The 22,865-nt window shown below is 65.1% G+C and carries 26 protein-coding genes and 1 tRNA gene; 12 read left to right on the top strand and 15 right to left on the bottom strand.

Annotated features, from left to right (window positions below; translation table 11 throughout):
• Positions 1-24 precede the first annotated feature (24 nt).
• Positions 25-588, top strand: a complete 564-nt coding sequence (locus RTK35_RS20415) for a hypothetical protein (RefSeq protein WP_182850847.1) — start codon at positions 25-27, stop codon at positions 586-588.
• On the opposite strand, the gene RTK35_RS20420 is transcribed toward RTK35_RS20415, so the two are convergent.
• The 3 genes from RTK35_RS20420 to RTK35_RS20430 form a co-directional block, all read right to left on the bottom strand.
• Positions 554-1,630 (bottom strand): ATP-binding protein, encoded by a 1,077-nt coding sequence (locus tag RTK35_RS20420; protein WP_316908838.1) that lies wholly within the window; start codon positions 1,628-1,630, stop codon positions 554-556. The two genes, RTK35_RS20415 and RTK35_RS20420, sit on opposite strands and share 35 nt — an antisense overlap.
• Entirely contained in the window at positions 1,627-2,370 is a 744-nt protein-coding gene (locus tag RTK35_RS20425; RefSeq protein WP_316908839.1) for a response regulator, read from the bottom strand. Before RTK35_RS20425 ends, RTK35_RS20420 begins: the two co-directional genes overlap by 4 nt.
• A 109-nt stretch (positions 2,371-2,479) precedes the next feature.
• The gene (locus tag RTK35_RS20430) at positions 2,480-2,923 is read right to left on the bottom strand and encodes a hypothetical protein (protein ID WP_142015108.1); all 444 of its coding nucleotides are present in this window, start codon (positions 2,921-2,923) and stop codon (positions 2,480-2,482) included.
• A 214-nt stretch (positions 2,924-3,137) separates the two neighbouring features.
• On the opposite strand from RTK35_RS20430, the gene RTK35_RS20435 reads away from it, so the two are divergent.
• Positions 3,138-3,428 carry a hypothetical protein gene (locus tag RTK35_RS20435; protein ID WP_316908840.1) on the top strand — a complete coding sequence of 97 codons (291 nt, stop codon included), beginning with the start codon at positions 3,138-3,140 and terminating at the stop codon, positions 3,426-3,428.
• 274 nt (positions 3,429-3,702) lie between these two features.
• On the opposite strand, the gene RTK35_RS20440 is transcribed toward RTK35_RS20435, so the two are convergent.
• The 3 genes from RTK35_RS20440 to RTK35_RS20450 form a co-directional block, all read right to left on the bottom strand.
• Positions 3,703-4,203, bottom strand: a complete 501-nt coding sequence (locus tag RTK35_RS20440; protein WP_316908841.1) for a hypothetical protein — start codon at positions 4,201-4,203, stop codon at positions 3,703-3,705.
• A gap of 252 nt (positions 4,204-4,455) precedes the next feature.
• Positions 4,456-4,956 (bottom strand): hypothetical protein, encoded by a 501-nt coding sequence (locus tag RTK35_RS20445; RefSeq protein ID WP_142015123.1) that lies wholly within the window; start codon positions 4,954-4,956, stop codon positions 4,456-4,458.
• A gap of 21 nt (positions 4,957-4,977) precedes the next feature.
• Complete coding sequence (locus RTK35_RS20450) at positions 4,978-5,694, bottom strand: hypothetical protein (protein ID WP_316908842.1); 717 nt, start codon at positions 5,692-5,694, stop codon at positions 4,978-4,980.
• A gap of 218 nt (positions 5,695-5,912) precedes the next feature.
• Here RTK35_RS20450 and RTK35_RS20455 point away from each other — a divergent pair, with 218 nt between their 5' ends.
• Positions 5,913-6,119 carry a hypothetical protein gene (locus RTK35_RS20455; RefSeq protein WP_044400114.1) on the top strand — a complete coding sequence of 69 codons (207 nt, stop codon included), beginning with the start codon at positions 5,913-5,915 and terminating at the stop codon, positions 6,117-6,119.
• 72 nt (positions 6,120-6,191) lie between these two features.
• Here RTK35_RS20455 and RTK35_RS20460 read toward each other — a convergent pair whose 3' ends face one another.
• The gene (locus tag RTK35_RS20460) at positions 6,192-6,530 is read right to left on the bottom strand and encodes a DNA-binding protein (RefSeq protein WP_316908843.1); all 339 of its coding nucleotides are present in this window, start codon (positions 6,528-6,530) and stop codon (positions 6,192-6,194) included.
• Between the two features lie 103 nt (positions 6,531-6,633).
• Positions 6,634-6,891 carry a helix-turn-helix domain-containing protein gene (locus tag RTK35_RS20465; RefSeq protein WP_044400120.1) on the bottom strand — a complete coding sequence of 86 codons (258 nt, stop codon included), beginning with the start codon at positions 6,889-6,891 and terminating at the stop codon, positions 6,634-6,636.
• Positions 6,892-7,162: 271 nt separating this feature from the next.
• On the opposite strand from RTK35_RS20465, the gene RTK35_RS20470 reads away from it, so the two are divergent.
• Both RTK35_RS20470 and RTK35_RS20475 read left to right on the top strand, forming a co-directional pair.
• On the top strand, positions 7,163-7,342 hold the full coding sequence (locus RTK35_RS20470) for a hypothetical protein (RefSeq protein ID WP_139134056.1): 180 nt from the start codon (positions 7,163-7,165) through the stop codon (positions 7,340-7,342).
• Between the two features lie 3 nt (positions 7,343-7,345).
• Positions 7,346-7,549, top strand: a complete 204-nt coding sequence (locus tag RTK35_RS20475) for a DNA-binding protein (RefSeq protein ID WP_316908844.1) — start codon at positions 7,346-7,348, stop codon at positions 7,547-7,549.
• A gap of 89 nt (positions 7,550-7,638) precedes the next feature.
• On the opposite strand, the gene RTK35_RS20480 is transcribed toward RTK35_RS20475, so the two are convergent.
• The 4 genes from RTK35_RS20480 to RTK35_RS20495 form a co-directional block, all read right to left on the bottom strand.
• Positions 7,639-7,712 (bottom strand) — tRNA-Gly (locus tag RTK35_RS20480).
• 120 nt (positions 7,713-7,832) lie between these two features.
• Positions 7,833-8,717 carry an alpha/beta fold hydrolase gene (locus RTK35_RS20485; RefSeq protein ID WP_172434486.1) on the bottom strand — a complete coding sequence of 295 codons (885 nt, stop codon included), beginning with the start codon at positions 8,715-8,717 and terminating at the stop codon, positions 7,833-7,835.
• 430 nt (positions 8,718-9,147) lie between these two features.
• Positions 9,148-9,840 carry an RNA pseudouridine synthase gene (locus RTK35_RS20490; RefSeq protein WP_165663782.1) on the bottom strand — a complete coding sequence of 231 codons (693 nt, stop codon included), beginning with the start codon at positions 9,838-9,840 and terminating at the stop codon, positions 9,148-9,150.
• Positions 9,840-10,046 (bottom strand): cysteine-rich CWC family protein, encoded by a 207-nt coding sequence (locus RTK35_RS20495; RefSeq protein WP_316908845.1) that lies wholly within the window; start codon positions 10,044-10,046, stop codon positions 9,840-9,842. The genes RTK35_RS20490 and RTK35_RS20495 overlap by 1 nt, the downstream gene beginning before the upstream one ends.
• A gap of 301 nt (positions 10,047-10,347) precedes the next feature.
• On the opposite strand from RTK35_RS20495, the gene pcsA reads away from it, so the two are divergent.
• From pcsA to RTK35_RS20515, 4 genes are all read left to right on the top strand, one after another.
• Positions 10,348-11,070 (top strand): phosphatidylcholine synthase, encoded by a 723-nt coding sequence (gene pcsA, locus RTK35_RS20500; RefSeq protein WP_074973369.1) that lies wholly within the window; start codon positions 10,348-10,350, stop codon positions 11,068-11,070.
• Positions 11,071-11,218: 148 nt separating this feature from the next.
• Positions 11,219-11,755: a hypothetical protein gene (locus tag RTK35_RS20505; RefSeq protein ID WP_044400139.1), complete on the top strand. Its 537-nt coding sequence runs from the start codon at positions 11,219-11,221 to the stop codon at positions 11,753-11,755.
• 468 nt (positions 11,756-12,223) lie between these two features.
• Positions 12,224-13,588 carry a glutamine synthetase family protein gene (locus RTK35_RS20510; protein ID WP_044400141.1) on the top strand — a complete coding sequence of 455 codons (1,365 nt, stop codon included), beginning with the start codon at positions 12,224-12,226 and terminating at the stop codon, positions 13,586-13,588.
• 75 nt (positions 13,589-13,663) lie between these two features.
• Positions 13,664-14,974 carry an NAD(P)/FAD-dependent oxidoreductase gene (locus RTK35_RS20515; protein WP_160482809.1) on the top strand — a complete coding sequence of 437 codons (1,311 nt, stop codon included), beginning with the start codon at positions 13,664-13,666 and terminating at the stop codon, positions 14,972-14,974.
• A 495-nt stretch (positions 14,975-15,469) separates the two neighbouring features.
• Here the strand turns inward: RTK35_RS20515 and RTK35_RS20520 are convergent, their stop codons facing one another.
• Both RTK35_RS20520 and RTK35_RS20525 read right to left on the bottom strand, forming a co-directional pair.
• On the bottom strand, positions 15,470-16,414 hold the full coding sequence (locus tag RTK35_RS20520; RefSeq protein WP_316908846.1) for an IS110 family transposase: 945 nt from the start codon (positions 16,412-16,414) through the stop codon (positions 15,470-15,472).
• A gap of 392 nt (positions 16,415-16,806) precedes the next feature.
• The gene (locus RTK35_RS20525; RefSeq protein WP_316908847.1) at positions 16,807-17,595 is read right to left on the bottom strand and encodes a helix-turn-helix transcriptional regulator; all 789 of its coding nucleotides are present in this window, start codon (positions 17,593-17,595) and stop codon (positions 16,807-16,809) included.
• 150 nt (positions 17,596-17,745) lie between these two features.
• Here RTK35_RS20525 and RTK35_RS20530 point away from each other — a divergent pair, with 150 nt between their 5' ends.
• The 3 genes from RTK35_RS20530 to RTK35_RS20540 all read left to right on the top strand — a co-directional run bounded on the left by RTK35_RS20530 (position 17,746) and on the right by RTK35_RS20540 (position 21,204).
• Positions 17,746-18,561, top strand: coding sequence for a carbon-nitrogen hydrolase family protein (locus RTK35_RS20530; RefSeq protein WP_316908848.1), 816 nt, complete (start codon positions 17,746-17,748; stop codon positions 18,559-18,561).
• Between the two features lie 115 nt (positions 18,562-18,676).
• Positions 18,677-19,999: an APC family permease gene (locus RTK35_RS20535; protein ID WP_316908849.1), complete on the top strand. Its 1,323-nt coding sequence runs from the start codon at positions 18,677-18,679 to the stop codon at positions 19,997-19,999.
• 128 nt (positions 20,000-20,127) lie between these two features.
• Entirely contained in the window at positions 20,128-21,204 is a 1,077-nt protein-coding gene (locus tag RTK35_RS20540) for a trifunctional transcriptional activator/DNA repair protein Ada/methylated-DNA--[protein]-cysteine S-methyltransferase (protein ID WP_316908850.1), read from the top strand.
• A 160-nt stretch (positions 21,205-21,364) separates the two neighbouring features.
• Here RTK35_RS20540 and RTK35_RS20545 read toward each other — a convergent pair whose 3' ends face one another.
• On the bottom strand, positions 21,365-22,744 hold the full coding sequence (locus tag RTK35_RS20545; protein WP_316908851.1) for an MFS transporter: 1,380 nt from the start codon (positions 22,742-22,744) through the stop codon (positions 21,365-21,367).
• Positions 22,745-22,865 lie beyond the last annotated feature (121 nt).

Raw genomic sequence — 22,865 nt, forward strand, 5'->3', positions numbered from 1 at the left:
CACATTTGCAACAGGTGTAGCGCGATGCACACACAACACCCCGCCACGCCGGCGGAGGCCACTGGGCACGGGACCGCTGCGGCGTGTGAGGCGCCGCTGTTCTACCCGCGCCTGCTGGCGCTGCTCGAGCCGTGCCAGGCTTCCCCCCGGCTCGCGCTCCGGCGGCAGGTCCGGCGCTTGCTGCGGGCGCAGGGCCCCCGTGAACAGGCCCTGCGGTGCCTGGCGATCGAGGGGGTGGATATCGTCACCGCCGCGCTGCTGGCCGGCGCCTATGGGCAGGGCGAATTCAAGAGTGCCGGCGCCTACATCGCCTTCGTCAACAGCGGGCGCGCCAGCCCGCTCCGGGAGGCGCCGCTGCACGGCCAAACCCACCACCTGTTGCTGACGGCGGCACGGACTGCCCGCCGCTCGGTGGCCTGGCGCGAGCGCTACCAGCTGTGCAGACGGCACGGCCGCACCGAAACCCAGGCACTCAAGGGGCTGGCACGGCATCTGGCGCGGGTGGCGTTCAGCCTGATGGAAACGCGGGGTGACTACCTGCCTGGGGGACGCATCAGCCGCTCACGCCACCCCGCACCGGCCAACTGAGGCTGAAGGCGGTGCCGCCGAGCGATGAGGGGTGACAGCTGGCGTGGCCGCCGTGGGCCTCGACGATGGCCCGGACCACGGACAGGCCAAGGCCGCTGCCGCCGCTCTTCCGCGAGCGGGAGGGGTCGCCCCGGCGAAAGGCCTCGAACACCAGCGCGGCGGTTTCGGCCGGCAGGCCCGGGCCGCTGTCCTCGACGCTCACCCGGCAGGTGCCGTCGTCGATGTGGGCGTGGATCTTCAGCGCGCCCGGTTCGGCGTACTTCAGGGCGTTCTCCAGCAGGGCCATCAGCGCCTGGCGGATGCGAAAGGCATCGCACTCCACCTGGGCGCGGGCGGGCACCTCCAGCTGCAGCACGAAGCCCTTGGCCTCCAGGCTGGAGGTGAAGGCCTGGGCGATGCTGGTGACCTCCTGCGCCAGGTCGGTCGGGGCCAGCTCCATCTCCAGGTGGCCGCTGTCATTGAGGCTCACCACGCGCAGGTCTTCGATGAGCCTGCCAAGCCCTTCCACCTGGCGCAGCAGCCCTTCGAATATCTCGTTGCTGGGGGTGAAGACGCCTTCGGTCAGCCCTTGCAGGCGGCCACGGAGGATGGTGACCGGGGTTCGCAGCTCGTGGGCCACGGCGGCGTTCCAGAACTGCTGCTCGCGGGTCATGCCCTCCAGGCGTTCGGCCATGGTGTTGAAGTCGTGCACCAGTTGGGCGGTTTCCCCCATGGCGTGTTCGTCCAGCGTGGCGCGGGCCTGCAGGTTGCCCTGGGCCACCTCCCGCAGGCTGTGGGCCACCGAGTTCAGCGGGGTGAGGATGCGCCGGGAGAGCTGGAAGGCCACGTAGCCGGCGATCACCAGCGCCGCGAGGATCGTGGCCAGCACCCAGGCCAGTTCAGTGCGCGTCGGCGGCCAGGTCTCCGAGATGCTGCTGGGCTCGTAGGCGTAGAGCACTTCGTAGAAGGCATAGGTGCCGACGATGGAGATGAGCATGATGCCCAGCGCCATGGTGCACAGGGACAGGATGATCTGCCGGCGCAGGCCCGGGGTGCGGCTCATGCTTCGCCACCGAAGCGGTAGCCGACGCCACGCACGCTGGTGGGTACGCCCTGGATGCCCAGCAGCTCCAGCTTCTTGCGCAGCTTGCTGATGTGGCTGTCCACCGTGCGCTCCTGGGTGTCGCCCTCGGGCAGGCAGGCCTCCAGCAGCTCGCCACGGCTGAACACCCGTCGGGGGGCGCGCATCAGGCTGGTGAGCAGCTTGAACTCGGTGAGGGTGAGGTCCAGCAGGTGCCGCTGGCCGGCGCACTCCACGCTCGCTTCGTGGTTGTCCAGGTCGATACGGAAGGCGCCGACACTGAGCACCCGCGAGCCCTCGGCGCGGGTGGCCTTCGCCCGCCGCAGCACGGCCTGCACCCGCGCCACCACTTCCGCCGGGTTGAAGGGCTTGACCACGTAGTCGTCCGCGCCGATGCGCAGCCCGGTCAGCTTGTCGATGTCCTGGTCCAGTGCGGTGAGCAGGATCACCGGGGTGTCGCCGCGATGGCGGATCTCGCTGAGCACCTGCCAGCCGTCCAGCAGCGGCATCTGCACGTCCAGCAGCACCAGGTCGGGCTTCTGGCTCTGGTGCCGGGCCAGGGCGTCCTGGCCGTCCCTGGCGTGGACGGTGCGCAAGCCGCTGCGCTGGAGGTAGGCCGCGAGGATCTCGGCGATCTCCACTTCGTCTTCGGCAATGAGAATGAGGGCGTCGGCGGGTTTGCTCCGCATCGCGGCGGTCGAGTCCATAGCACGCTGGTTCATGGAAGGCCCCTGTGTGTTCAGCGGCGCATTATCGCGCCAAACACGGGGGCGGACACCAACGGCGTCGCACCGCTCTCAAGGTGCTGCGGGCCGCCGCCCAGGGGCGGCGTTACGCCTGCCAGTGGCTGTTGGAGGCGCCGTCTTCCTGGTAGCGACCGAGCAGGTCCAGGGTTGAGCGCAGGCGCTCGGCTTCCTTCATGTCGTTGCGCTGCTGTGCCCCGTCGATGCCGTCGCGCAGCAGCTTCAGGTAATCGAAGCTGCGGCTGTTGTCCGCGCTGCCATCCACTGCCGACACGCCGTTGAGGGTCATGGACACCAGCGACTCGGTGCCATCCAGCGTGCCCGTTGCCTTGACCTGGGCGTTGATCCACTCCATCAGCTCGCCACGGTTCATGTGGCTGAAGTCGGCCTTGGGCGGCTGCCCCGCCTTCTCGCCGGCCAGCGCGGCGGCATAGTCCCCGGCGAAATCCCCCGTGCCCTGCGCCGTACCCCGGCCGGTTTTCTGCGTGCTGGAGGCGCCGGCCCCCTGCATCAACTGGGTATCGATCCTCATGGTTCTGCTCCTTCAGGTTGGGCTAGGCCCGTTATTAGCAGGTTCCATGCCGAGCCCTGCCGGCGCCGGATGGCGCGGCTTGCAGGTGCATGCGGGTGGGGCAGGGCGGCAGGTGTGTGCCGGGGGGGCGGCAAGGGGGTGCCTGGGTTGGCATACCAGCGCCCGCCATGCACTATCCGCCACCCACACGGGATGCCGCCTTGCGGCCGAGACCATGAAGAAAGCTGCCCTCCTGCTGATGCCCCTGCTTTGCGTGGCCTACCTCTACACCGGCTACTACGAGACACGCTGGGCGGAAGACAACCGACTGGTGTTTTTCATCAAGCAGTACCCCTCCCTCACGCTGGAATTCCCCAACATTTTCGCCAGTGACCGAGACGACAAACCCCTGGAGCAACTGACCGCCGAAGAGCGGGACACGGTGCGTGCGTACTGCAAGTACCGCCTGGGTATTGAAACGCGGCTGGAGACGCAGGCGGAGTTGGAGGGGGGCAAGGGGTTGTAGTGAGGTGCCGCGTCAGCAAGGGAATGAAGCGTAATTGAATGGCCACAAGCGCTATGCGGTTTGAAGGGGCGCTCATTATTCGTCAGGGATGCGGCGCTGCGTTAACTCCTAAGGCAATGGCCTTTCCATTTGCATGATCCAATCAGCAAGAATTGTGAAGTGGGTTGGCTGGTTTTTATTGTGCTGACTGGCCGCGCGGCCCTAAAGTTTTCCTGCTTCTTGTGAGCCTACTTGCGGAGGGGGAGGGGCAACTCCGCGTCATAATCAGGCTTGATTAATTTACAACCTTGATGTTGAAGGTTTTTTTGAAGCCGTAAACATTTTCTGGCTCACACGCTGGATTAAACAAAAGCGGTGCATTTGTCTCCGAAATTCCGAGCAGGCGAATGAACCATCCTCCCTTTGCCTGAAGAATGTGGTAGCGAACAATTACCTTATTTGTTTCGATATCCCGATATACATAAGGGTCAATGCGGATTTTCAAGGCTGTGCCTTCGGCGTAAGTATCTGAGCTTCTTGGCTCAACTATTACTGTACGATTCTTTGCATTCTGCTCATCAATTTCCACGACGGCGTATTTATCGCAAAGCGAGCTGAACTGAAAGGCTCCGATCAACTCATCACTGAAAGGTGCTAGGAACAGTATTGAAAATATCGCCAGCTTGCTTGTGGTTTGCCTGGTTTGGGATTTTATGTTTCTTGTGAGTTTCTTGCTAATGGCCCTGCAGATTAGTAGCCATGTAACAAGGACAGCGATTAAAAGTATTCCGCTCATGGTGTTCTCCGGTAGATACGGCTACACGCGCTATACGGTTTGAAGGGCGCTCATTGTTCGTCAGGGATGCGTCGCTGCGTTAACGCCAAGGCAACGGCCTTTCCATTTGCATGATCCAATCAGCAGGAGTCGTGGAATGGGTTGGCTGGTTTTGGCTTGTGCTGACCGGCCGCGCGGCACTGAAGTTTTCCTGCTTCTTGTGAACCTATTTGCGGGGGGGTAGGGACAACGCCGCGTCATAATCATACTTGATTAATTTACTACCTTGATGTTGAAAGTCTTTTTGAAGTCGTGAGCATTTTCTGGCACACACGCTGGATTAAACAAAAGCGGTGCATTTGTCTCCGAAATTCCGAGCAGGCGAATGAGCCATCCTCCCTCTGCCTGAAGAATGTGGTAGCGAACAATTACCTTATTTGTTTCGATGTCCCGATATACATAAGGGTCAATGTAGATTTTCAAAGCTGTGCCTTCGGCGTAAGTGTCTGAGCTTCTTATTTCAACTCTTACTTGACGATTCTTTGCATTCTGCTCATCAATTTCCACGACGGCGTATTTATCGCAAAGCGAGCTGAACTGAAAGGCTCCGATCAGCTCATCACTGAAAGGTGCTAGGAACAGTATTGAAAATATCGCCAGCTTGCTTGTGGTTTGCCTGGTTTGGGATTTTATGTTTCTTGTGAGTTTCTTGCTAATGGCCCTGCAGATTAGTAGCCACGTAACAAGGACAGCGATTAAAAGTATTCCACTCATGGTGTTCTCCGGGAAATACGGCTACATCATCGGGCTAAAGCTGCTGGCGGCGGAGCAGTAGCGCTGCATCATAAGCTCGCTGCTCGGCTCACGGTCCTGCTTCCAGCGCTCTCCCCAGCCCCTGCACTCGGCTTTGAAGAACTGCTTCGCGCCTTTGCGGCACTCCCGGTAATCGATCGAGCCGCGTTTGTGGTTGTCGCACACGCTGCCGTTGTCGATGTAGTTGTTCACGATGGTCCAGGTTGCGTAGTAGCTACCGCCGCCGTCCCATTTCCTGACCATCTGGCCGTCCTTCTCAATGGATCGGCGGCGGGTGGACGTTTGCTGGTTGGGCTGCTGATAGGCGAGCGACTGCCGCACGCCTTCCATGCTCACCACGTTGTCGGGCTGCCGGGGCGTGTAGTTGTGGTCGTTGAAGTCGGTCTGCCGCTGCGGGGCTTGGGCCTGTGCTCGGCGCTGTTCTTCCTTGCGGCGTTGATCGGCCCAGAACTGCTCTTCGGCGGTGGCGGTTTGCGGTTGCCGTTCAGCCTCGTTGCCGTACGGGTCGGTATGCACGTATTCCGCTGGCGGCTCGGCGGGTTGATCGTTGAAGCGGGGGAAGGCGAAGTGGGTGCCTGCCAGGTTGAGCAAGCCAAACACCAGGGCACAGCCTGCGAGCCCTGGCACCAGCCAGCGAACCCATGCGTTTTTCCCGTTCCGTCTTACATGGCGGGGGGCGTCATCCCAATCGGCTTTCATGGCCATCACTCCTTTGATCGGCAAGCCGCTGAATCCTATTCAGCCAGGGCGCCGTTATCAACGCCGGTGCCCATGCCCATTGGTAGGGGGCCTACGCATGCAGGGGTAGCTGGGATGCCGAAGTTTCCTAGGAGACGTCTGAATCCATCTGGCTGCCCTCGCGCTAACCCGGCCCCTGTGCTGTTCTTCACCTCGTGAAAATGTGAGGTGTGTCACACATGCAATTACATGAAGGTGTCTGCCGTGCGGGCGATGTGGTGTCGATCAACATCCTTGATGGGGAGCCGGACGAGCGGGTAATGCGGTTGCTGCTGACCCAGGGGATCGAGGTGGAAGTGCTGGAGGTTCTGGAGGGGGCGGTGAAGCTGGCGGTGAGGGCTCCGGGTGGGATGCTCATCGTGGAGGAGCTGACGTTTCCTCCGTGATGCTGGGGGGAGGGCTGGGTGATACGAGCGGCTCGCCGGGGTACTGGCGGGCCGCTTCCATATATAGAAGGCCTATTCGGTATCCATGGCATTCGCCCGGTCGTACTCGGGGCTGGTCTGGCCGCACTCGGGAGCGATCTTTCCGCTCACAAGCCACAGCGCGTACTCCGGGGCCAGTTCGACGATGACCTTGATGTCGTCCTCGTTGACCCTCCTTCCGCCCTTTCTGAGCGCATACCACTTCTCGCGGTCGACGCCGCTCAGCTCTTCCAGCTTCTTGGCCGTGAGCTTCTTATGCTCAAGTATTGCGACGATTCGCTCTCTCATATTCTCAATTCGCCTCTGGAGGTGCTGGAGGGTTCTGGAGGGGGCGGTGAAGCTGGCGGTGAGGGTATCGGGTGGGATGCTCACCGTGGAGGAACTGACGTTTCCTCCGTGATGGTGCGGGTTGAGGGCTGGGTGTTACGGGCGGCTCGCCGAGGGGGTTGGCGGGTCGCTTCTATCTATAGAGGGCCTATTCGGTATCCGTGGCATTCGCCTGGTCATACTCGGGGCTGGTCTGGCCGCACTCAGGAGCGATCTTTCCGCTTACAAGCCACAGCGCGTACTCCGGCGTGATGTTGGCCATTGCTTCGATGTCGTCTTCGTTCGCACGGCGCTTTCCATTTCGTAGGGCGTACCACTTCTCGCGGTCGATCCCGCTCAGCTCCTGCAGCTTCTTGGCTGTGAAGCTCTTCGCGTCCCATATGGCTATAAGCCGCTCTCTGATCATTCCAATTTGTTCTTAGTAATTGGCAAATAATGCTACTAACTATCTGCAATGGTGGTTATTCTTGCATTATGTGATTTGCATTAAATGCAAATCATCATTTCCCAATAAAGACCAACATAGTGCAACAAAGGCCAGGGAGATGGAAGAAAACTACCTTGTTCTTATGTCATGCCGTAAAGCCCGGAGTCCGTACCGCGCTGCTACCAGCTTGCTGTTCCGACTGCTCCGGATCATCCGCTTCGACCTGCACCGCGATCCCAACGCGGCTGCCATGAGGTTTCGCCAGCTGGTGCTGCTGTTCCACGTCGCCGGCTTCGTGGACGACCTGCAGGTCAGCCGCCTCAACAAACTGGGGGACAACGCCCTGTACTACGGCCTGCGCGCCGCGCTCCATCGCGCCCGTGCCGACTTCTGGACCCGCCACCGTTCAGAATCCGTGAAGGATAGCTAGGCCATGGACCGTGATGACTTCCTGGCGCCGCCACCGCTGATGCCATGGCGCCAGTTCGCCAACTGGATTCGCATGGGCGACGAACACGACGTGGTGTGGGGCTGGATTCGCAACGGCTACCTACCGTCCCGCAAGGTGGGCAAGTACGTGATGGTCAACGTGGCGCTGCTGACCCAGCAGATGCTGGAGCGGGAGTCCGATCCGTAGGCAGGGGAGGGCGGGTGACACTTCCCAACCCCCAGAAACGACTAAGCCCCTGAAAACCGAGGTTATTCAGGGGCTTAGCTTTTGATGTCTGGAGCGGGCGAAGGGAATCGAACCCTCGTCATGAGCTTGGGAAGCTCAGGTAATGCCATTATACGACGCCCGCTTGCGAGGCCGACTTTTTACCAGAAGTCGTGGCCGAAATGAAGCCCCGCCCCTGAACCTTCCGTGATGAAACGCACCTTGCCGGCCGCCTGCGTCGGGCGCTGGCGGCCGGGTATGCGCGTCATACGGCCATGGCCTGCGGGCCCAGGCCGTGGAGGACGCGGGGCTGCTGGCTGCGGGTGGGGGCGTTGAGGAAGCCCAGCAGGACGTCCTGGGTCTGCTGCCAGCCGGCCTTGTGCTCCAGGTCGATGAAGTGGCCGGCGTTGCGGATGGTGGCGAACTGGCAGTCGCGCACGTGGCGGGCGAAGCCGCGGGCGTCCTCGGGGGAGGTGTAGAGGTCGTGCTCGCCGTTGATGAACAGCAGCGGGATGTCCACGGCTTGCAGGCAGTCGACGTAGCAGTGGGCGTCGAGGTTGAGCACCTGGCGGATGTGGAAGTGCATCTGCAGGTATTCGTGGTCGTCGAGGCTGGCGACGTGCTTGTGGTTGAAGCGCTTGAACAGGGCCGGCAGGTAGCGGCCGATGGTGGCGTTGACCAGCTGCGCGACGTTCTCCCGGTCCAGGGCCTGGAGGTGGGTCATGCCGTTGCGCAGGTAGTCGAGCATCGGTTCGTTGAGCACCGGAGAGAAGGAGTTGATCACCGCCTTGCGGATGCGCGCCGGGTTCTGCGACAGGGCGAGCAGGGTGGCGACGCCGCCCCAGGAGAAGGAGGAGACGTAGTCCACCTGGTGGTGCTCGATGAGCGCGAGGAGGATCTCAGCCTCGGCTTCCTTGGTGACGGGGCTGCCGTGGTCGTTGTGGGGCTTGGACTGGCCGGCGTAGGGCTGGTCGTAGAGCACGACGTTGAACTGCGGGTGCAGGTACTTGACCGTCTGCGCGAACGAGGCCGTGGTGGCGAGGGAGCCGTTGACCAGGATGATGGTCCGGCTGGCCTGCGGGTTGGCGTAGAACTCCGTGTGAACCTTGTACTTCCTGTTGACTGTGACGACTTGGGTTTGAGGCCTCATGTCGTTTCCTCCGGGCGCAGGTTGGACGAGCGGGCGATGGGGGCATCGTTCGCGGCGCATGGCAGTCAGATAAACGCCTGGAGATGACAGGGGAATGTCAGGCGAGAATTTTTAGAATTATTTATTTTTCAATGGTTTACAGCGAAAAAGGGTGGCCGTTCCAGCGCCGCTGAGGGGCGTTGGAGTGGGTCCTTTGACCAGGCAGGTGGAACAGGGCAGGGCGCGTGCGCCGGTACAGCGGATCGCTTGGAAGGTTGTTGTGACTCATTGGTCACACTCTGACCTTGGGGTGGGAGTTAAGCAGCCGCGTTTTCCGCCCGCAAGCCTCTGGCCGAAAAAAATCCTGCAGTTGGTCGGCTGCCTGGCCACGTTGCTGTGAGTTGGGCCGGGGGTGAAAGGTTCGGGGGATCGGGCGGCCGCTGGTCGGGCTTTAGAACAGGGCGATCTCGTCCGGCGTGAGGGCACGGTACTGGCCGGGGCGCAGGGCCGGGTCCAGCGGCAGGTCGCCCATGCGCTCGCGGTGCAGGCCGACGACCTTGTTGCGGAAGTGGCCGAACATGCGCTTGACCTGGTGGTAGCGCCCTTCGTGCAGGGTGAGGCGGGCCTGGCGCGGGGCGAGGATTTCCAGCTGGGCGGGGCGGGTGACGAGGTCTTCGTAGGCGAAGTAGAGGCCGGCGGCGAAGGCGGCGATGCAGGCGGGGTCGATCTCGTCTTCGGTCTCCACGCGGTAGACCTTGGGCTGCTTGGTTTCGGGCTGGGTCACGCGGCGCGACCAGAGGCCGTCGTTGGTGATCAGCAGCAGCCCGGTGGTGGTGAGGTCGAGGCGGCCGCCCAGGTGCAGTTCGTGCTTGTCGGGTTCGTCCAGCAGGTCGAGCACGGTGGGGTGTTCGTCGTGGCAGGTGGCGCTCACCCAGCCGGCCGGCTTGTGCAGCATGAAGTAGCGGGCGGGCTTGCCGGGCTGGATCTCGCGGGTGTCGAGGGTGACGCGGTCGAACACGCGCACTTCGCGCCGGGCGTCGCGCTCGGGGGCGCCGTTGACCTGCACGCGGCCGGCGGCCAGGGCGAGGCGGGCGTCCTGGCGGTTGAGGTCGGGGAGGTTGCCCAGCAGGCGGTCGAGGCGCATCAGGCCGGCTCGTCGTCGGCGCGCAGGCGGGCGCAGCGGGGGCACAGGCAGGCACGGTCGCGCGCCTCCAGCGGCACCCGGCGCAGGGCCTCGGGGTCGATCTCGACGCTGAAGCACCAGCACGGCTGGGCGTCGCCACGGGCGAGGCTGCACTGGTTGGGCTGGCCGCAGAGCGGGCAACGGGTCGGGTCGAGGGGCTGGCTCATGGCACGGGTGTCGGGTTTCGGCGCGCTAGGGTGCAGCGGGGTGGGCGGGGATGCAAGCCGCAGCGGGCCGACGGTCGGTCAGGCGCCTGCCGGGCCTCTGGCCGGGGCGCTGCGGCGGCACAGGGGCAAGCCGCTGGGCGGCGGAGCGTGCCCAACGTGAAGGAAGCTGCATCGAATGACTGGCGCAACGAGTAGAATCTTCGGCATTGTGCCCGTCGTCGCTCGGACTCGATCGATGAACGTGTAGGAAAAACCTGTTGTCTACCCAACATCGTCACCACTCAGCGGAATAGAGACGAACGTGTCCACTCAAATCAACGCGGTCAATAAAGCCAAGGCCTGGTCGGCCCACGGCGTCACTGCCACCGGTGTGGTGCTGGCCCTGATGGCCATCCTGGCGCTCTTCGACAACCAACCCCGTGACTGCCTGTTGTGGCTCGGCGCGGCGTTGCTGGTGGACGGCCTGGACGGCAGTTTCGCGCGCAAGGTCCAGACCAGCACCATGCTGCCGAACTTCGACGGTTCGACGCTGGACCTGGTGATCGACTACCTCACCTACGTGTTCATCCCCGCCATCTTCATCTACCGCTACGTGCCGCTGCCGGACTACACCGTGCTGCCCACGGTGAGCCTGATCCTGGTGTCGTCGTTGTTCTGCTTCTGCAACCTGAATATGAAGAGCAGCGACAACTACTTCGTCGGCTTCCCCGCCGCCTGGAACGTGGTGGCGCTGTACCTCTACCTGCTGGACCTGCCGCCGGTGGTGAGCTTCGGCATCATCTGCGTGCTGGCCGCGCTGACCCTGACCAAGCTGAAGTTCCTGCACCCCTTCCGGGTGAAGCGCCTGATGCCGCTGAACATCACCGTGACCTTCGTGTGGATGCTGAGCAGCATGTTCCTGGTCATCCAGTACCCGGGCATGAAGCCGATGATGCTGGTGCTGTGGGGCCTGTCCTCGGCCTACTTCGTGGGCGTGTGCCTGTGGCGCAGCCTGATGGACTGGACCGGCAAGCTCCGCGCCTGAGCCGGTTGGTGGTGAAAGAGCCCGTCCTTGTGACGGGCTTTTTCGTGGGGCATCGGCGGTCCGGCAGCGCGAGGGCCGGTTCGGCTGACGGCGCGGCGGCTTGCCTATATCCTTCACGCCTCGTTATCCACCCCAGGACTTCCTTGCCATGAAAGCGCAGCTCGTCGAACTCATCACCAAAATCAGCTCGGGTTGCATGACCGAGCAAGAGATCGAGCAGATCGCCGACGAAGCGGCCCAGGCCTATGCCGACCCGGAAGCCTTCCTCGCGGCCAACCCCGACATCAACTACGACGACACCTTCACCATCCCCCTCGGCGAGTGGGTGGTGGTGGGCAGCCTGCCGGAGACCGTGCTGTTCCACGCGGACGACTACCCGGAGCTGCTGAGCCAGATCATCGCCTCCTTCGGCCCGAGCGTGACCTTCAACATCCAGCCCAAGCAGCTGAAGAAGGTCGAGCCGCTGCGCGCGGTGCGCAGCATCCAGGTGCAGCTCAGCGCCCTCTACCCGGAGAAGGGCGGCTACGTGCTGGTGGGCTTCAGCGACCCGATGGAAGAGGGCGTGCTGCAGGCCGTGCTGGTCTACACCCAGGACCTGCCGCGCGTGCTGGAGCTGGCCGAAGAACTGGGCATCGAGGCCGTGGCCGTCTACGAGGCCATGCAGGGCGCCCAGGACGACGCCTGAGGCATGCGGGGGCGGAGCCACTCGCGGAGGCCCGGTGCCCGGGCACTTCGCGGTCGAGCCCGCTCCCACGGGCGGCAAATTGTTTAGCGCCGCCTGAACCAAAGATAGGAAAAACTGGATTTTAAGCACCCATGGGGGCGTGCGAGTCTCCGGGGCATCCTTGTTTTCGGCACCTTCCCGATGGGTTCGACCCGCACAACCGCCCCCGTATCGCACACGCCGCCCCACCTGGGCAGCGTGCGCTGGCGGTGCCGCCGGTGGCCGGCCCTGACCCGCGTCTCCCTCCCTCTCGAACTGGCCTTCTGGGCGCTCTGGCATTGCCGCCACGCGCGCCCGCCGGATAGCGCACCTGCCTGATCGCGGCCCACGCGCCGCACCGTGACTATCGTTGACCTTGCCCGCCTGCACAGCCTTTGCATGGCCAGGGACGGGACCATTTCGCGCGCCACAGGGCGCAGAGGGAGCCACATGACATTCGCCAGAGCGCAGGAAGCCCAGGACTTCCTGGACCAGAACCCGGACATCGACACTTTCGAGCTGTTCATCCTCGACGCCAACGGCGTGCCGCGCGGCAAGCTGCTGCATCGCGAGGAACTGCTCGCCGTCTACCAGAGCGGCCGGCCGCTGCCGAGCACCATCCTGGGGCTCACCCTCAACGGCGAGGACGTGGAGGACTCCGGCCTGGTCTGGGACGTGGGCGACATCGACTGCCGCGCCTACCCGCTGCCCGGCAGCCTGGTGCGCCTGCCCTGGCGGCGCATGCCCACCGCCGCGCTGCAGGTGTGCATGCACCCGGAAGAGGGCATGCCGGCGGCCATCGCCGACCCGCGCCACCTGCTGGTGCAGGTGATCGACCAGCTCAAGGCCGACGGCTACCACCCGGTGATGGCCTGCGAACTGGAGTTCTACCTGCTGGACCAGAAGAACGACGCCCAGGGCCGCCCGCAACCGGCGCTGGACACCGACGGCCGCCGCCCGCGCACCACCCAGGTCTACGGCCTGCGCGAGCTGGAGCAGATCGAGCCGTTCCTCGCCGACCTCTACGCCGCCTGCAAGGCCCAGGGCATCCCGGCGCGCACCGCCATCTCCGAGTACGCCCCCGGCCAGGTGGAGATCACCCTGGAGCATGGCGACGCGCTCACCGCCATGGACCAGGCCGTGCGCTACAAGCGCCTGGTCAAGGGCGTGGCCAATGCCCATGGCATGCGCGCCTGCTTCATGGCCAAGCCCTTCGACCACCTGGCCGGCACCGGCATGCACATGCACGTCAGCCTGGCCGACGCACAGGGTCGCAACCTGTTCGCCAGCGAAGACCCGGCCGGCACCCCGCTGCTGCGCCTGGCCGTGGGCGGCATGCTCGACTCGCTGCTGGATTCGCTGCTGCTGTTCTGCCCCAACGCCAACTCCTATCGCCGCTTCCAGGCCAACAGCTACGCCCCGCTGGCACCCACCTGGGGTGTGGACAACCGCACCGTGAGCCTGCGCGTACCGGGCGGCCCGGCGGCCAGCCGGCACGTGGAGCACCGCATCTGCGGCGCCGACGCCAACCCCTACCTGGCGGCGGCCGCCATCCTCGCCGGCATCCACCGCGGCCTGCGCGACGAGATCGACCCCGGCGAGCCGGTCCAGGGCAACGGCTATGCCCAGGCCACCGAGCGCCTGCCCACCGACTGGCTCACCGCCCTGCGCGCCCTGGAAGCGTCCACCTGGGCCCGCGAAGCGTTCGGCGAGGCCTTCCTCGGCGTGTACCTGGCCGTGAAGCGCGCCGAGTACCGCCAGTTCATGGCCGAAGTCAGCGAGCAGGACTGGCGCTGGTACATGGACCAGGCCTGACCCTTTTTTGCGCGGGCCGCCGGGCGGCCTGCACCCGTTGGATGCCCCCCACAGGGGCACTGAAGGAATGACCCGATGAATGCTGCACTGAAGAACACCGCCAGCGCCGAGCGCTGCCGCTCCTACTACACCGCCACCCTCAACCAGGAGACCGACTACCCCACCCTGACCGGCACGGTCGAGGCGGACGTGGTCATCATCGGCGGCGGTTTCACCGGCGTCGCCACCGCCGTCGAGCTGGCCGAGCGCGGGCTCAAGGTGGCCCTGGTGGAAGCCAAGAAGATCGGCTGGGGCGCCACCGGCCGCAATGGCGGCCAGGTCACCGGCAGCCTTTCCGGCGACGAGGCCATGCGCAAGCAGATGCGCCAGCGCCTGGGCAAGGAGGTGGATGACTTCATCTGGAACCTGCGCTGGCGCGGCCACGAGATCATCAAACAGCGCGTCGCCCGTTACGGCATCCAGTGCGACCTCAAGCACGGTCACCTGCACGCGGCGATGAAGCCCGCGCACATGGACGAGCTGAAGGCCTCCTACGAGGAAGCCCTGGCCCGTGGCATGGAAGGGGAGGTGACCCTGCTGGATGCCGCCGGCATGCGCAGCCACCTGGAGAGCGACCTGTACCTGGGCGCGCTGAAGAACACCCGCAACATGCACCTGCACCCGCTCAACCTGTGCCTGGGCGAGGCCCGCGCGGCCGAGAGCCTGGGGGCGATGATCTTCGAACACTCCGAAGTGCTGGAGATCGTCCACGGGCCGCGCCCGGCGGTGGTCACCGCCCAGGGCCGGGTCAACGCCGGGCAGGTGCTGCTGGCCGGCGACGTCTACCACAAGCTGGAGCGCAAGAAGCTCAAGGGCATGATCTTCCCGGCCATGGGCGGCATCGTCACTACCCGCCCGCTGGGCGAGGTCGCCGACCAGATCAACCCGCAGGACCTGGCCGTCTACGACTGCCGCTTCGTGCTCGACTACTACCGCCTCACCGCCGACAAGCGCCTGCTGCTGGGCGGCGGCGCCAACTACTCCGGGCGCGACTCACGGGACATCGCCGCCGAACTGCGCCCGGCCATCGAGCGCACTTTCCCCCGGCTCAAGGGCGTGGAGATCGAGTTCCAGTGGAGCTGCGCCATGGGCATCGTCATCAACCGCATCCCGCAGCTGGGCAAGCTCTCGCCCAATGTCTGGTACTGCCAGGGCTACTCCGGCCACGGCGTCGCCACCACCCACATCATGGGCGAGATCATGGCCGAAGCCATGACCGGCACCCTGGGGCGCTTCGACACCTTCGCCGGCTGCTCCCACATCAAGGTCCCCATGGGCGACGTGTTCGGCAACCCCATGCTCGCCGTGGGCATGTGGTACTACCAGATGCTGGAAAAACTCCGCTAAAGCGCCGTAGCCCGGGTAGCCCGTGCCGACCGCATGGGCTTCGCCGAGCTCAGCCCATCCTACGTGGGCCTTGCCCGCTCCTTGTGGGAGCGGTTTCAACCGCGAAGTTTGGTGGCGCCTAGCCTTGATCGCGAATGAATTCGCATCCACAGGGCACGGTACCCTACCGATCCGCAGCCCTCCACCAACGATGGGCTTCGCATAGCTCAGCCCATCCTACGGACGGAGCAGGCTCGTAGGATGCGGTGAGCTCGGCGAACCGCATCGATCCGTTACGGGGATGTGGGGGTGGTTTTAACCGCAAAGGGTGAGGGCGCCGGGCCTTGATCGCGAATGCATTCGCATCCACAGGGCACGGTACCTACCGATCCGCAGCCCGCCACCAACGATGGGCTTCGCATAGCTCAGCCCATCCTACGGACGGAGCAGGCCCGTAGGATGCGGTGAGCTTGGCGAACCGCATCGATCCGTTACGGGGATGTGGGAGATTCCATGTCAATCTGCCGTAGCGACGCGAGGTCGATATGGCTTCTGACTTCTCATCACGGCAAAGGCGATCCTCGCCAGCTTGCGCGCCAGGATGACCAGCGCTTCGGTTCTCTTCAGGCCGCGTTGCAGGTAACCCTGGTAGCAGTCTTTCCAGGCGACGGTGCGGCTGGCTGCCATTGCTGCCGTATAGAGCAGCCGGCGGATTTCCGGATCGCCCTGCTTGGTCAGCTTCCGTCGGCCGATGTAACGACCGGACTCCCTGACCCGTACATCCAGTCCAAGAAACGCGATAAACGAATCGCTGGAGCGAAAGGTTCCGCGCAGAAAGGCCAAGCTCAGGGCTGCGGCGCTGATGGGACCAATCCCTTCGATCGCCTGGCAACGTCGGGCCTGTGCTGCCAGCCCTGCCTCGTCCAGGGTTTCCTGCAAGGCCTGATCAAGCTTGCGTTCCAGTTCCCTCATCGACTGGAGCACCGTATCCAGGGCGGCTTTCAGCTGGCGGTCCTGGGCAAAACTCAGGCGCAGGGCCGTCATGTTGCGCACCAGGGTGGCTCGACGGTGCAGCAAGGCTTGGAGCTTCCGGTAAGCGCGGCCGGGCGGGCTCCAGGGCTGCAGTTGGTGCTGCTCATGGCTGAGGTAGCGAGCCAGCAAACGAGCATCACATAGATCGTTCTTGACCCGTCCCCAAATTCCTTTGCGGTAGTTACTCAGGCGATAGCCGTCGATCATATAGACGCGATGGCCTCGCTTGTGCGCCAGGACCGCGACGGCAACGTGGTAGGTATTGGTAGCCTCGATGGCCAGGCTGCATTCCCGGGGTAGGCCCCGCAGCCAGGCAGCAATAGCGCGTGGTTCATTGGCCAATGTGCCGGCCTGGTCCTGATCGGCGCGATACAGGCTCAGGCTGTCCTTGGCTACGTCGATCCCAATCACGGTGCAGTGCATTGTCATGGTGAGCTCCCAGGGCCAAGATGAAACGACCTGTCGGGGGCTCACGTTGGCGCAGGCTTGCAGATATGGTCGGTCTCAGGGGGCGATCCTGAGCCGATGGATTCCTTATCGGCGCTTGCAGTGAGGTGAGGGGCGGGAGATTTCTCCCACGGTCTGACTAGCAGAAGCGAATTCAGTCCCTCCGCCCCCGACAGGTCTCACCCTAGGACATACAAGCGAATTCAGTCCCTCCGCCCCCGACAGGTCTCACCCTAGGACATACAAGCGGTTTCAACCGCGAAAGTCCGTGCGACGAACCTGATCGCGAATGAATTCGCTCCCACAGGGCACGGTACCTGTAGGGGCGAATTCATTCGCCAAGGAGCGCGTAGCGCTCCACTCGCCCCTGCGGTCTACCCCCGCTGTGCCTTGAGGAACAGCGAGAACAGCTCCGACTGCGACTTGATCCCGAGCTTGGCGTAGATGTGCTTGCGGTGGACCTTCACCGTCTCCGCCGAGATGGCCAGCTTGCGCGCCACTTCCTTGCTGGAGCAGCCGCTGAGCATCAGCCGGGCGACCTCCAGCTCGCGGGCGGTGAGGGCGCTTTCCACCTGCTGGCCCACCTGTTCCAGCTGCATCGCCCAGTTCGGCGCCGGTTGCGGGGTGCTGGCCAGGCGTTCGGCCTCGAAGGCCAGGCGCTGGCGCATCAGCCCCACCACCCAGGGTTCCACCAGGCTCAGCAGGGCGATCTGCTCGGGGGAGAAGGCCTGGCGCGAGCCGAGGGACAGGCACAGGGTGCGCCCGCCCTCCAGCGGTACGTTGAACTGCAGTTCGTCGGTCACCACGTTGAGGCGGTGGTAGCGCTGGTAGTAGTCGGTCTGCCCGAAGCATTCCGGCGCCACGTCGGCCAGGCGCAGCAGGCCGCCACGGTTGCTTTCGCGGCTGTGGATGTAGAAGGGGTCCAGCAGGTAGAGGCCGTCCAGGTAGTCCTGGAACAGCAGGTCCGGCTCGCCGTCCTCGCCCGGGCATTCGGCGAACACCTGGGGCCGGCCTTCGCTGAACAGCAGCGCCACCCAACTGTCATGGGGCACGTACTGGCCGAGGGTGCGCACCAGCGCCACCCAGAAACCCGGGGCATCCAGCGATTCGATCAGTTGCCCGACCGAGCGGTGCCAGGCGATGTCCTGCAGGCTCAACGTCATGCTTCTACCCCTGATGGGTTACCACGCGGGCGTAATTTCACCGAAGGCACCGGGGGTTCCATACTGGATGAACCCCGTGGCCGATGCAGCGCGCATTCTGACCGTTTTGCGCCTGCAGGTCTCGCGCAACGATTTGAATCAGGAGTGCCCATGAAGGTCGAACTCGTCCAGCTCACCGGTCGTGACGGCGATACCGCCCACAACCTCGCAGCTGCCCTGGAAGCCATCGCCGCCTGCGCCGCCGATACCGATCTGGTGGTGTTCCCGGAGACCCACCTGATGGGCTTCCCCACCGCCGAGAACATTGCCGCCGTCGCTGAACCGCTGGACGGTCCTACCGTCCAGGCCGTGCAGCGCGCCGCCCGCGAGCGCAACGTCGCCGTGGCCATCGGCATCGCCGAGAGCAACGCCGGCACCTACTACAACACCACGCTGCTGATCACCCCCGAAGGCATCGCCCTGACGTACCGCAAGACCCACCTGTGGGCCTCCGACCGCGGCATCTTCACCCCCGGCGACCGCTACGCCACCTGCCTGTACAAGGGCGTGCGCGTGGGCCTGCTGATCTGCTTCGACATCGAGTTCCCCGAGAGCGCGCGCGCTCTTGGCCAGCTCGGTGCCGAGCTGATCATCGTCACCAACGGCAACATGGACCCCTACGGCCCCACCCACCGCACCGCGATCATGGGCCGCGCCATGGAGAACCAGGCCTTCGCCGTGATGGTGAACCGCGTGGGCGAGGGAGACGGCGGGCTGATGTTCGCTGGCGGCAGCGCCGTGGTCGATCCCTTCGGCCGCCTGCTACTGGAAGCCGGGCGCGAGGCGTGCCGGCAGGTCATCGAGCTGGACCTGGCCCAGCTCGCCGCCGCCCGTAGCGACTACCGCTACCTCGACGAGCGCCGCCTGCACCTGCCCGGCCGGCTGGTCGAGCACGAGGGCGGCCTGCGCGAGTGGCTGATCCCCTGAATCACGATCTGACGGGCGCCTGCAGGGCGCCCGCTTGGCCGCCCGTTCGAGGCGGTCGCTCCACCTTCGCCGACTTCGGCTCTGCCATAACAACCAACAATTCGGAGTAGCAGTAATGGCTCGTCTTCAGCGCACCCTGTCGCTGGGGTCCGTGGTGCTGTTCGGCATCGCGTACATGACCCCGATCATCGTCCTCGGCACCTTCGGCATCCTCGCCGACGTCACCCAGGGCCTGGTGCCCGCCGCCTACGTGGCCGCGTCCCTGGCCATGCTGTTCACCGCGCTGAGCTACGCGCGGATGGCCGCCGCCTTCCCGGTGGCCGGCTCGGCCTACACCTACGTGCGCAAATCCATCAGCCCCAAGCTGGGCTTCCTCGCCGGCTGGGCGGTGCTGCTGGACTACCTGTTCCTGCCCATGGCCATCTGGCTGATCGGCGCGGCCTACCTGCACTCGGCCTTCCCCGATGTGCCCCAGGCGCTCTGGGTGCTGGCCTTCATCGGTGTCACCACGGCCATCAACGTGGTCGGGCTGAAGCTGGCCAAGACCGTCAACGGTGCGCTGATGCTGGTGCAGTTCCTGGTGCTGCTGGCCTTCGTCGCGCTCTGCGTGCACTACGTGCTGGGCGATGCGAGCAAGCCGCTGTGGTCCCTGGCGCCCTTCGTCGGTGAGGGCCTGAACCTGCCGCTGGTGATGAGCGGCGCGGCCATCGCCTGCTACTCCTTCCTCGGTTTCGATGCGGTGAGCACCCTCACCGAAGAGACCCGCGACCCGCGCCGGACCATTCCCAGGGCGATCCTGCTGATCACCCTGGTCGGCGGGCTGATCTTCATCGCCACCTCCTACTTCGTGCAGCTGGCGCACCCGTCCATCGAGTTCCAGAGCGCAGACTCGGCGGCCTACGAGATCGCCCGCAACATCGGCGGCGATGTGTTCGTCTCGGTGTTTCTCATCGGCCTGATCGTCGGCCAGTTCACCTCGGGCCTCTCCGCCCAGGCCAGCGCCTCGCGCCTGCTGTTCGCCATGGGCCGCGACGGCGTGCTGCCGCAATCCCTGTTCGGCCGCCTCAGCGAGCGCTTCGGCACCCCGGTGGGCAGCATCGTGCTGTGCGGCGTGGTGGCCCTGTTGGCGCTGAAGATGGACGTGACCACCTCCACCTCCTTCATCAACTTCGGCGCCTTCCTGGCCTTCAGCCTGGTGAACCTGTCGGTGATCTTCCACTACTGGCTGCGCAGCGATCAGCGCGGCCCGCGCGAGGCGCTGCTGTTCGTGGTCTGCCCGCTGATCGGCATGGTCTCCACCCTGTGGCTGATGATCAGCCTCGATCACCTGGCGATCATCCTCGGCCTGTCCTGGCTGGCCCTGGGCGTGATCTACCTCGCCTGGCTCACCGGCGGCTTCCGCCGCCAGCCGCCGGAGCTGCACTTCGAAGAGGCCTGATGGCCACGTCGGGGAGGGCGGGCACCCTGCTCGCCCGCCCCGTGGAATGGACGCCCGATCCAAGGCGGCACAGGACGGTTTCCTGGCATAAAGTGGGCGCTCTTTTTCCCACGGTTCCGGAGCCGGCCATGGATGCCCCGCTGTTCGATTCGCTACCCGATGACGAGACCCTCTACCAGGCGCTGCTGGAGCGCGACCCGGCCTATGAGGGCTTTGCCTTCGTCGGGGTCAAGAGCACCGGGGTGTTCTGCCGCCTGACCTGCGCCGCGCGCAAGCCCAAGCGGGAGAACTCGGTGTTCTTCGGCAGCATCAAGGCCTGTGTCGAGGCGGGTTTCCGGCCCTGCCTGCGCTGCCGTCCGCTGGACCAGGTGGGCGCCCGGGAGCCGCTGGTCAAGGAGCTGGTCGCGCTGCTGGAGCAGGACCAGGAGCGGCGCTGGCTGGAAGACGACCTCGTCGCCCTCGGCCACGACCCGTCCACGGTGCGCCGTGCCTTCAAGCGCTATTTCGGCGTGACCTTCCTCGAAATGGCCCGCCTGCGCCGCATCGGCCAGGGCCTGGCCCAGCTTTCCGCCGGGGCGCGGGTGGTGGACGCCCAGGTGAGCGCCAGCTTCGACTCCGACAGCGGCTTCCGCTGCGCCTTCACCCGCCTGCTGAGCGAACCGCCGTCGCACCTGCGCGGGCGCGAGCTGCTCAAGGCCGACTGGCTGGAAACGCCCCTGGGCGTGATGCTGGCCGTGGCGGATGCGCAGTCCCTGCACCTGCTGGAGTTCTTCGACCGACCGGCGCTGGCCAATGAGCTGAAGAACCTGCAGAAGCTCACTGGTACCCGCATCGGTTTCGGCCGCTTCGCCCCCATCGACCAGATCGAGGCGGAGCTCTCGCGCTACTTCGCCGGCGAGCCGGTGGTCTTCGCCACGCCGCTGGCCATGGGCGCCTCGGCCTTCACCCGCAGCGTGTGGCAGGCCCTGCGCGAGATTCCCTTCGGCGTCACCTGCAGCTACGCCGACCTGGCCCGTGCCATCGGCTCGCCCTCGTCGGTACGCGCCGTCGCCCGTGCCAACGGCACCAACCAGATCGCCATCGTCATCCCCTGCCACCGCATCATCGGCTCCGACGGCTCCCTCACCGGCTACGGCGGCGGGCTGTGGCGCAAGCGCTGGCTGATCGAGCACGAGCGGCGGATGGGGCGCGCGGTCCCGGGCTGAAGCCCGGGCTACTTGGCTGGCGCGTGCCTCCTCGTAGGAGCGAGCTCTGCTCGCGAAGCTGCTGGCGATGCTGCGCACCGCTTGGCGACTGAAGTCGCCCCTACAGGGAATGTGCCAGGTGCAACCCGCGTGGCGTGCACGCGGGTCGTGGGGGCGGCGGTCAGGCCGGGTTGGTCTGGCCGATGCGGGTGTCGCGGCGGGGCTCGGCTTCGGCATCCCGGTCGCCGTTGTCCCGCTCGGCAGTGGAGAGTTCGCTGGCGCGGTGGCCGGTGATGCGCAGCAGGGCCAGGGTGCACACCAAAGACACCACCGCGTAGAGCGCCGAGGCGATGGCCACGCCGACGATGCTGCCGGTGGAGTTGAGGATCCACTGGGCCAGCAGCGGGGTGCCACCGCCCACCAGCAGGGAGCACAGCTGGTAGGCCAGCGACAGGCCGGAGTAGCGCACCCGGGTCGGGAAGGCGCGGGCCAGGATGCCGCCGATGGCGCCGTAGAACATGGCGTGGGGGATGGTCGCCAGGCACATGCCGACGGCGGCGATCCAGTACACGTTGGTCTCCACGGCGAAGAACATCGCCGGCATCAGGATGAACTCCGGCAGCACCATGATCGCCACCGCCTTGCGCATGTCGATGCGGGTGGTCAGCAGCGCGCCGAGGGGCTGGCTGATGAACTGCACCACCAGCGCGATGACGATGATGCTGAGGAAGGTGCTCTGGCTGTAGCCCAGGGTCTTGGTGGCCCAGGACAGGGCGAAGGTGCTCTTGAAGTAGGTGACGTGGATCACTGGCAGCGTCCCCGCGCCCAGCAGCACCACCAGCCAGTGTTTGCGCAGCACTTCGAGGATCGGCAGCTTGGCAGTCTTCTTCTCGCGCATCAGCCGCTGCATGTCCGCCGACTCTTCCAGGGTCAGGCGGATCACCATGCCGACGATCACCAGCGCCGCGGAAAGCAGGAAGGGAATGCGCCAGCCCCATTGCAGGAAGTCCGGCATGGGCAGGCTGCTGAGGGCGAAGAAGGCCAGGGTCGCCAGCAGGTTGCCGGTGGGCGAACCCTGCTGGGCGAAGGCGGCGTAGAGAATGCCCTTGCCCTTGGGGGCACTTTCGCTGGCGATGAGGATGGCGCCACCCCATTCGCCGCCGACGGCGATGCCCTGCAGCACCCGCAGGCACACCAGCGTCACCGGTGCCCAGACGCCGATCTGTGCATAAGTGGGCAGCAGGCCGATGCCGGTGGTGGCCAGGCCCATCATCACCAGGGTGATGACCAGGGTGGTCTTGCGGCCGATGCGGTCGCCCAGGTGGCCGAAGATGATGCCGCCCAGAGGCCGGGCGATGAAGCCGGACCAGAGCGTGGCGAAGGACAGCAGGGTGGCGACGCCCGGGTCCATGTCGGCGGGGAAGAACACCTTGCCGAACACCAGCGCGGCGGCCAGGCCGTAGATATAGAAGTCGTACCACTCGATGGTGGTGCCGATGAAGGAGGCGATGCCGGCCTTGCGGGCCTTGCGATGTTGCTCCTGGAGGGAGGTCGTGTGCATGGAGTCCACCTGTCTTGTTCTTGTTGTCGGATGCGCGCCGGCGTGCCCGGCCAGCGGGGCTGGCGGACAGGGTGGCGAAACGCGCACGGCTTTGGACTCGAGTCGAGCCGGAGTCTAGGAG

It is taken from the genome of Pseudomonas sp. zfem003, assembly GCF_032621675.1.
Lineage (GTDB): Bacteria > Pseudomonadota > Gammaproteobacteria > Pseudomonadales > Pseudomonadaceae > Metapseudomonas > Metapseudomonas otitidis.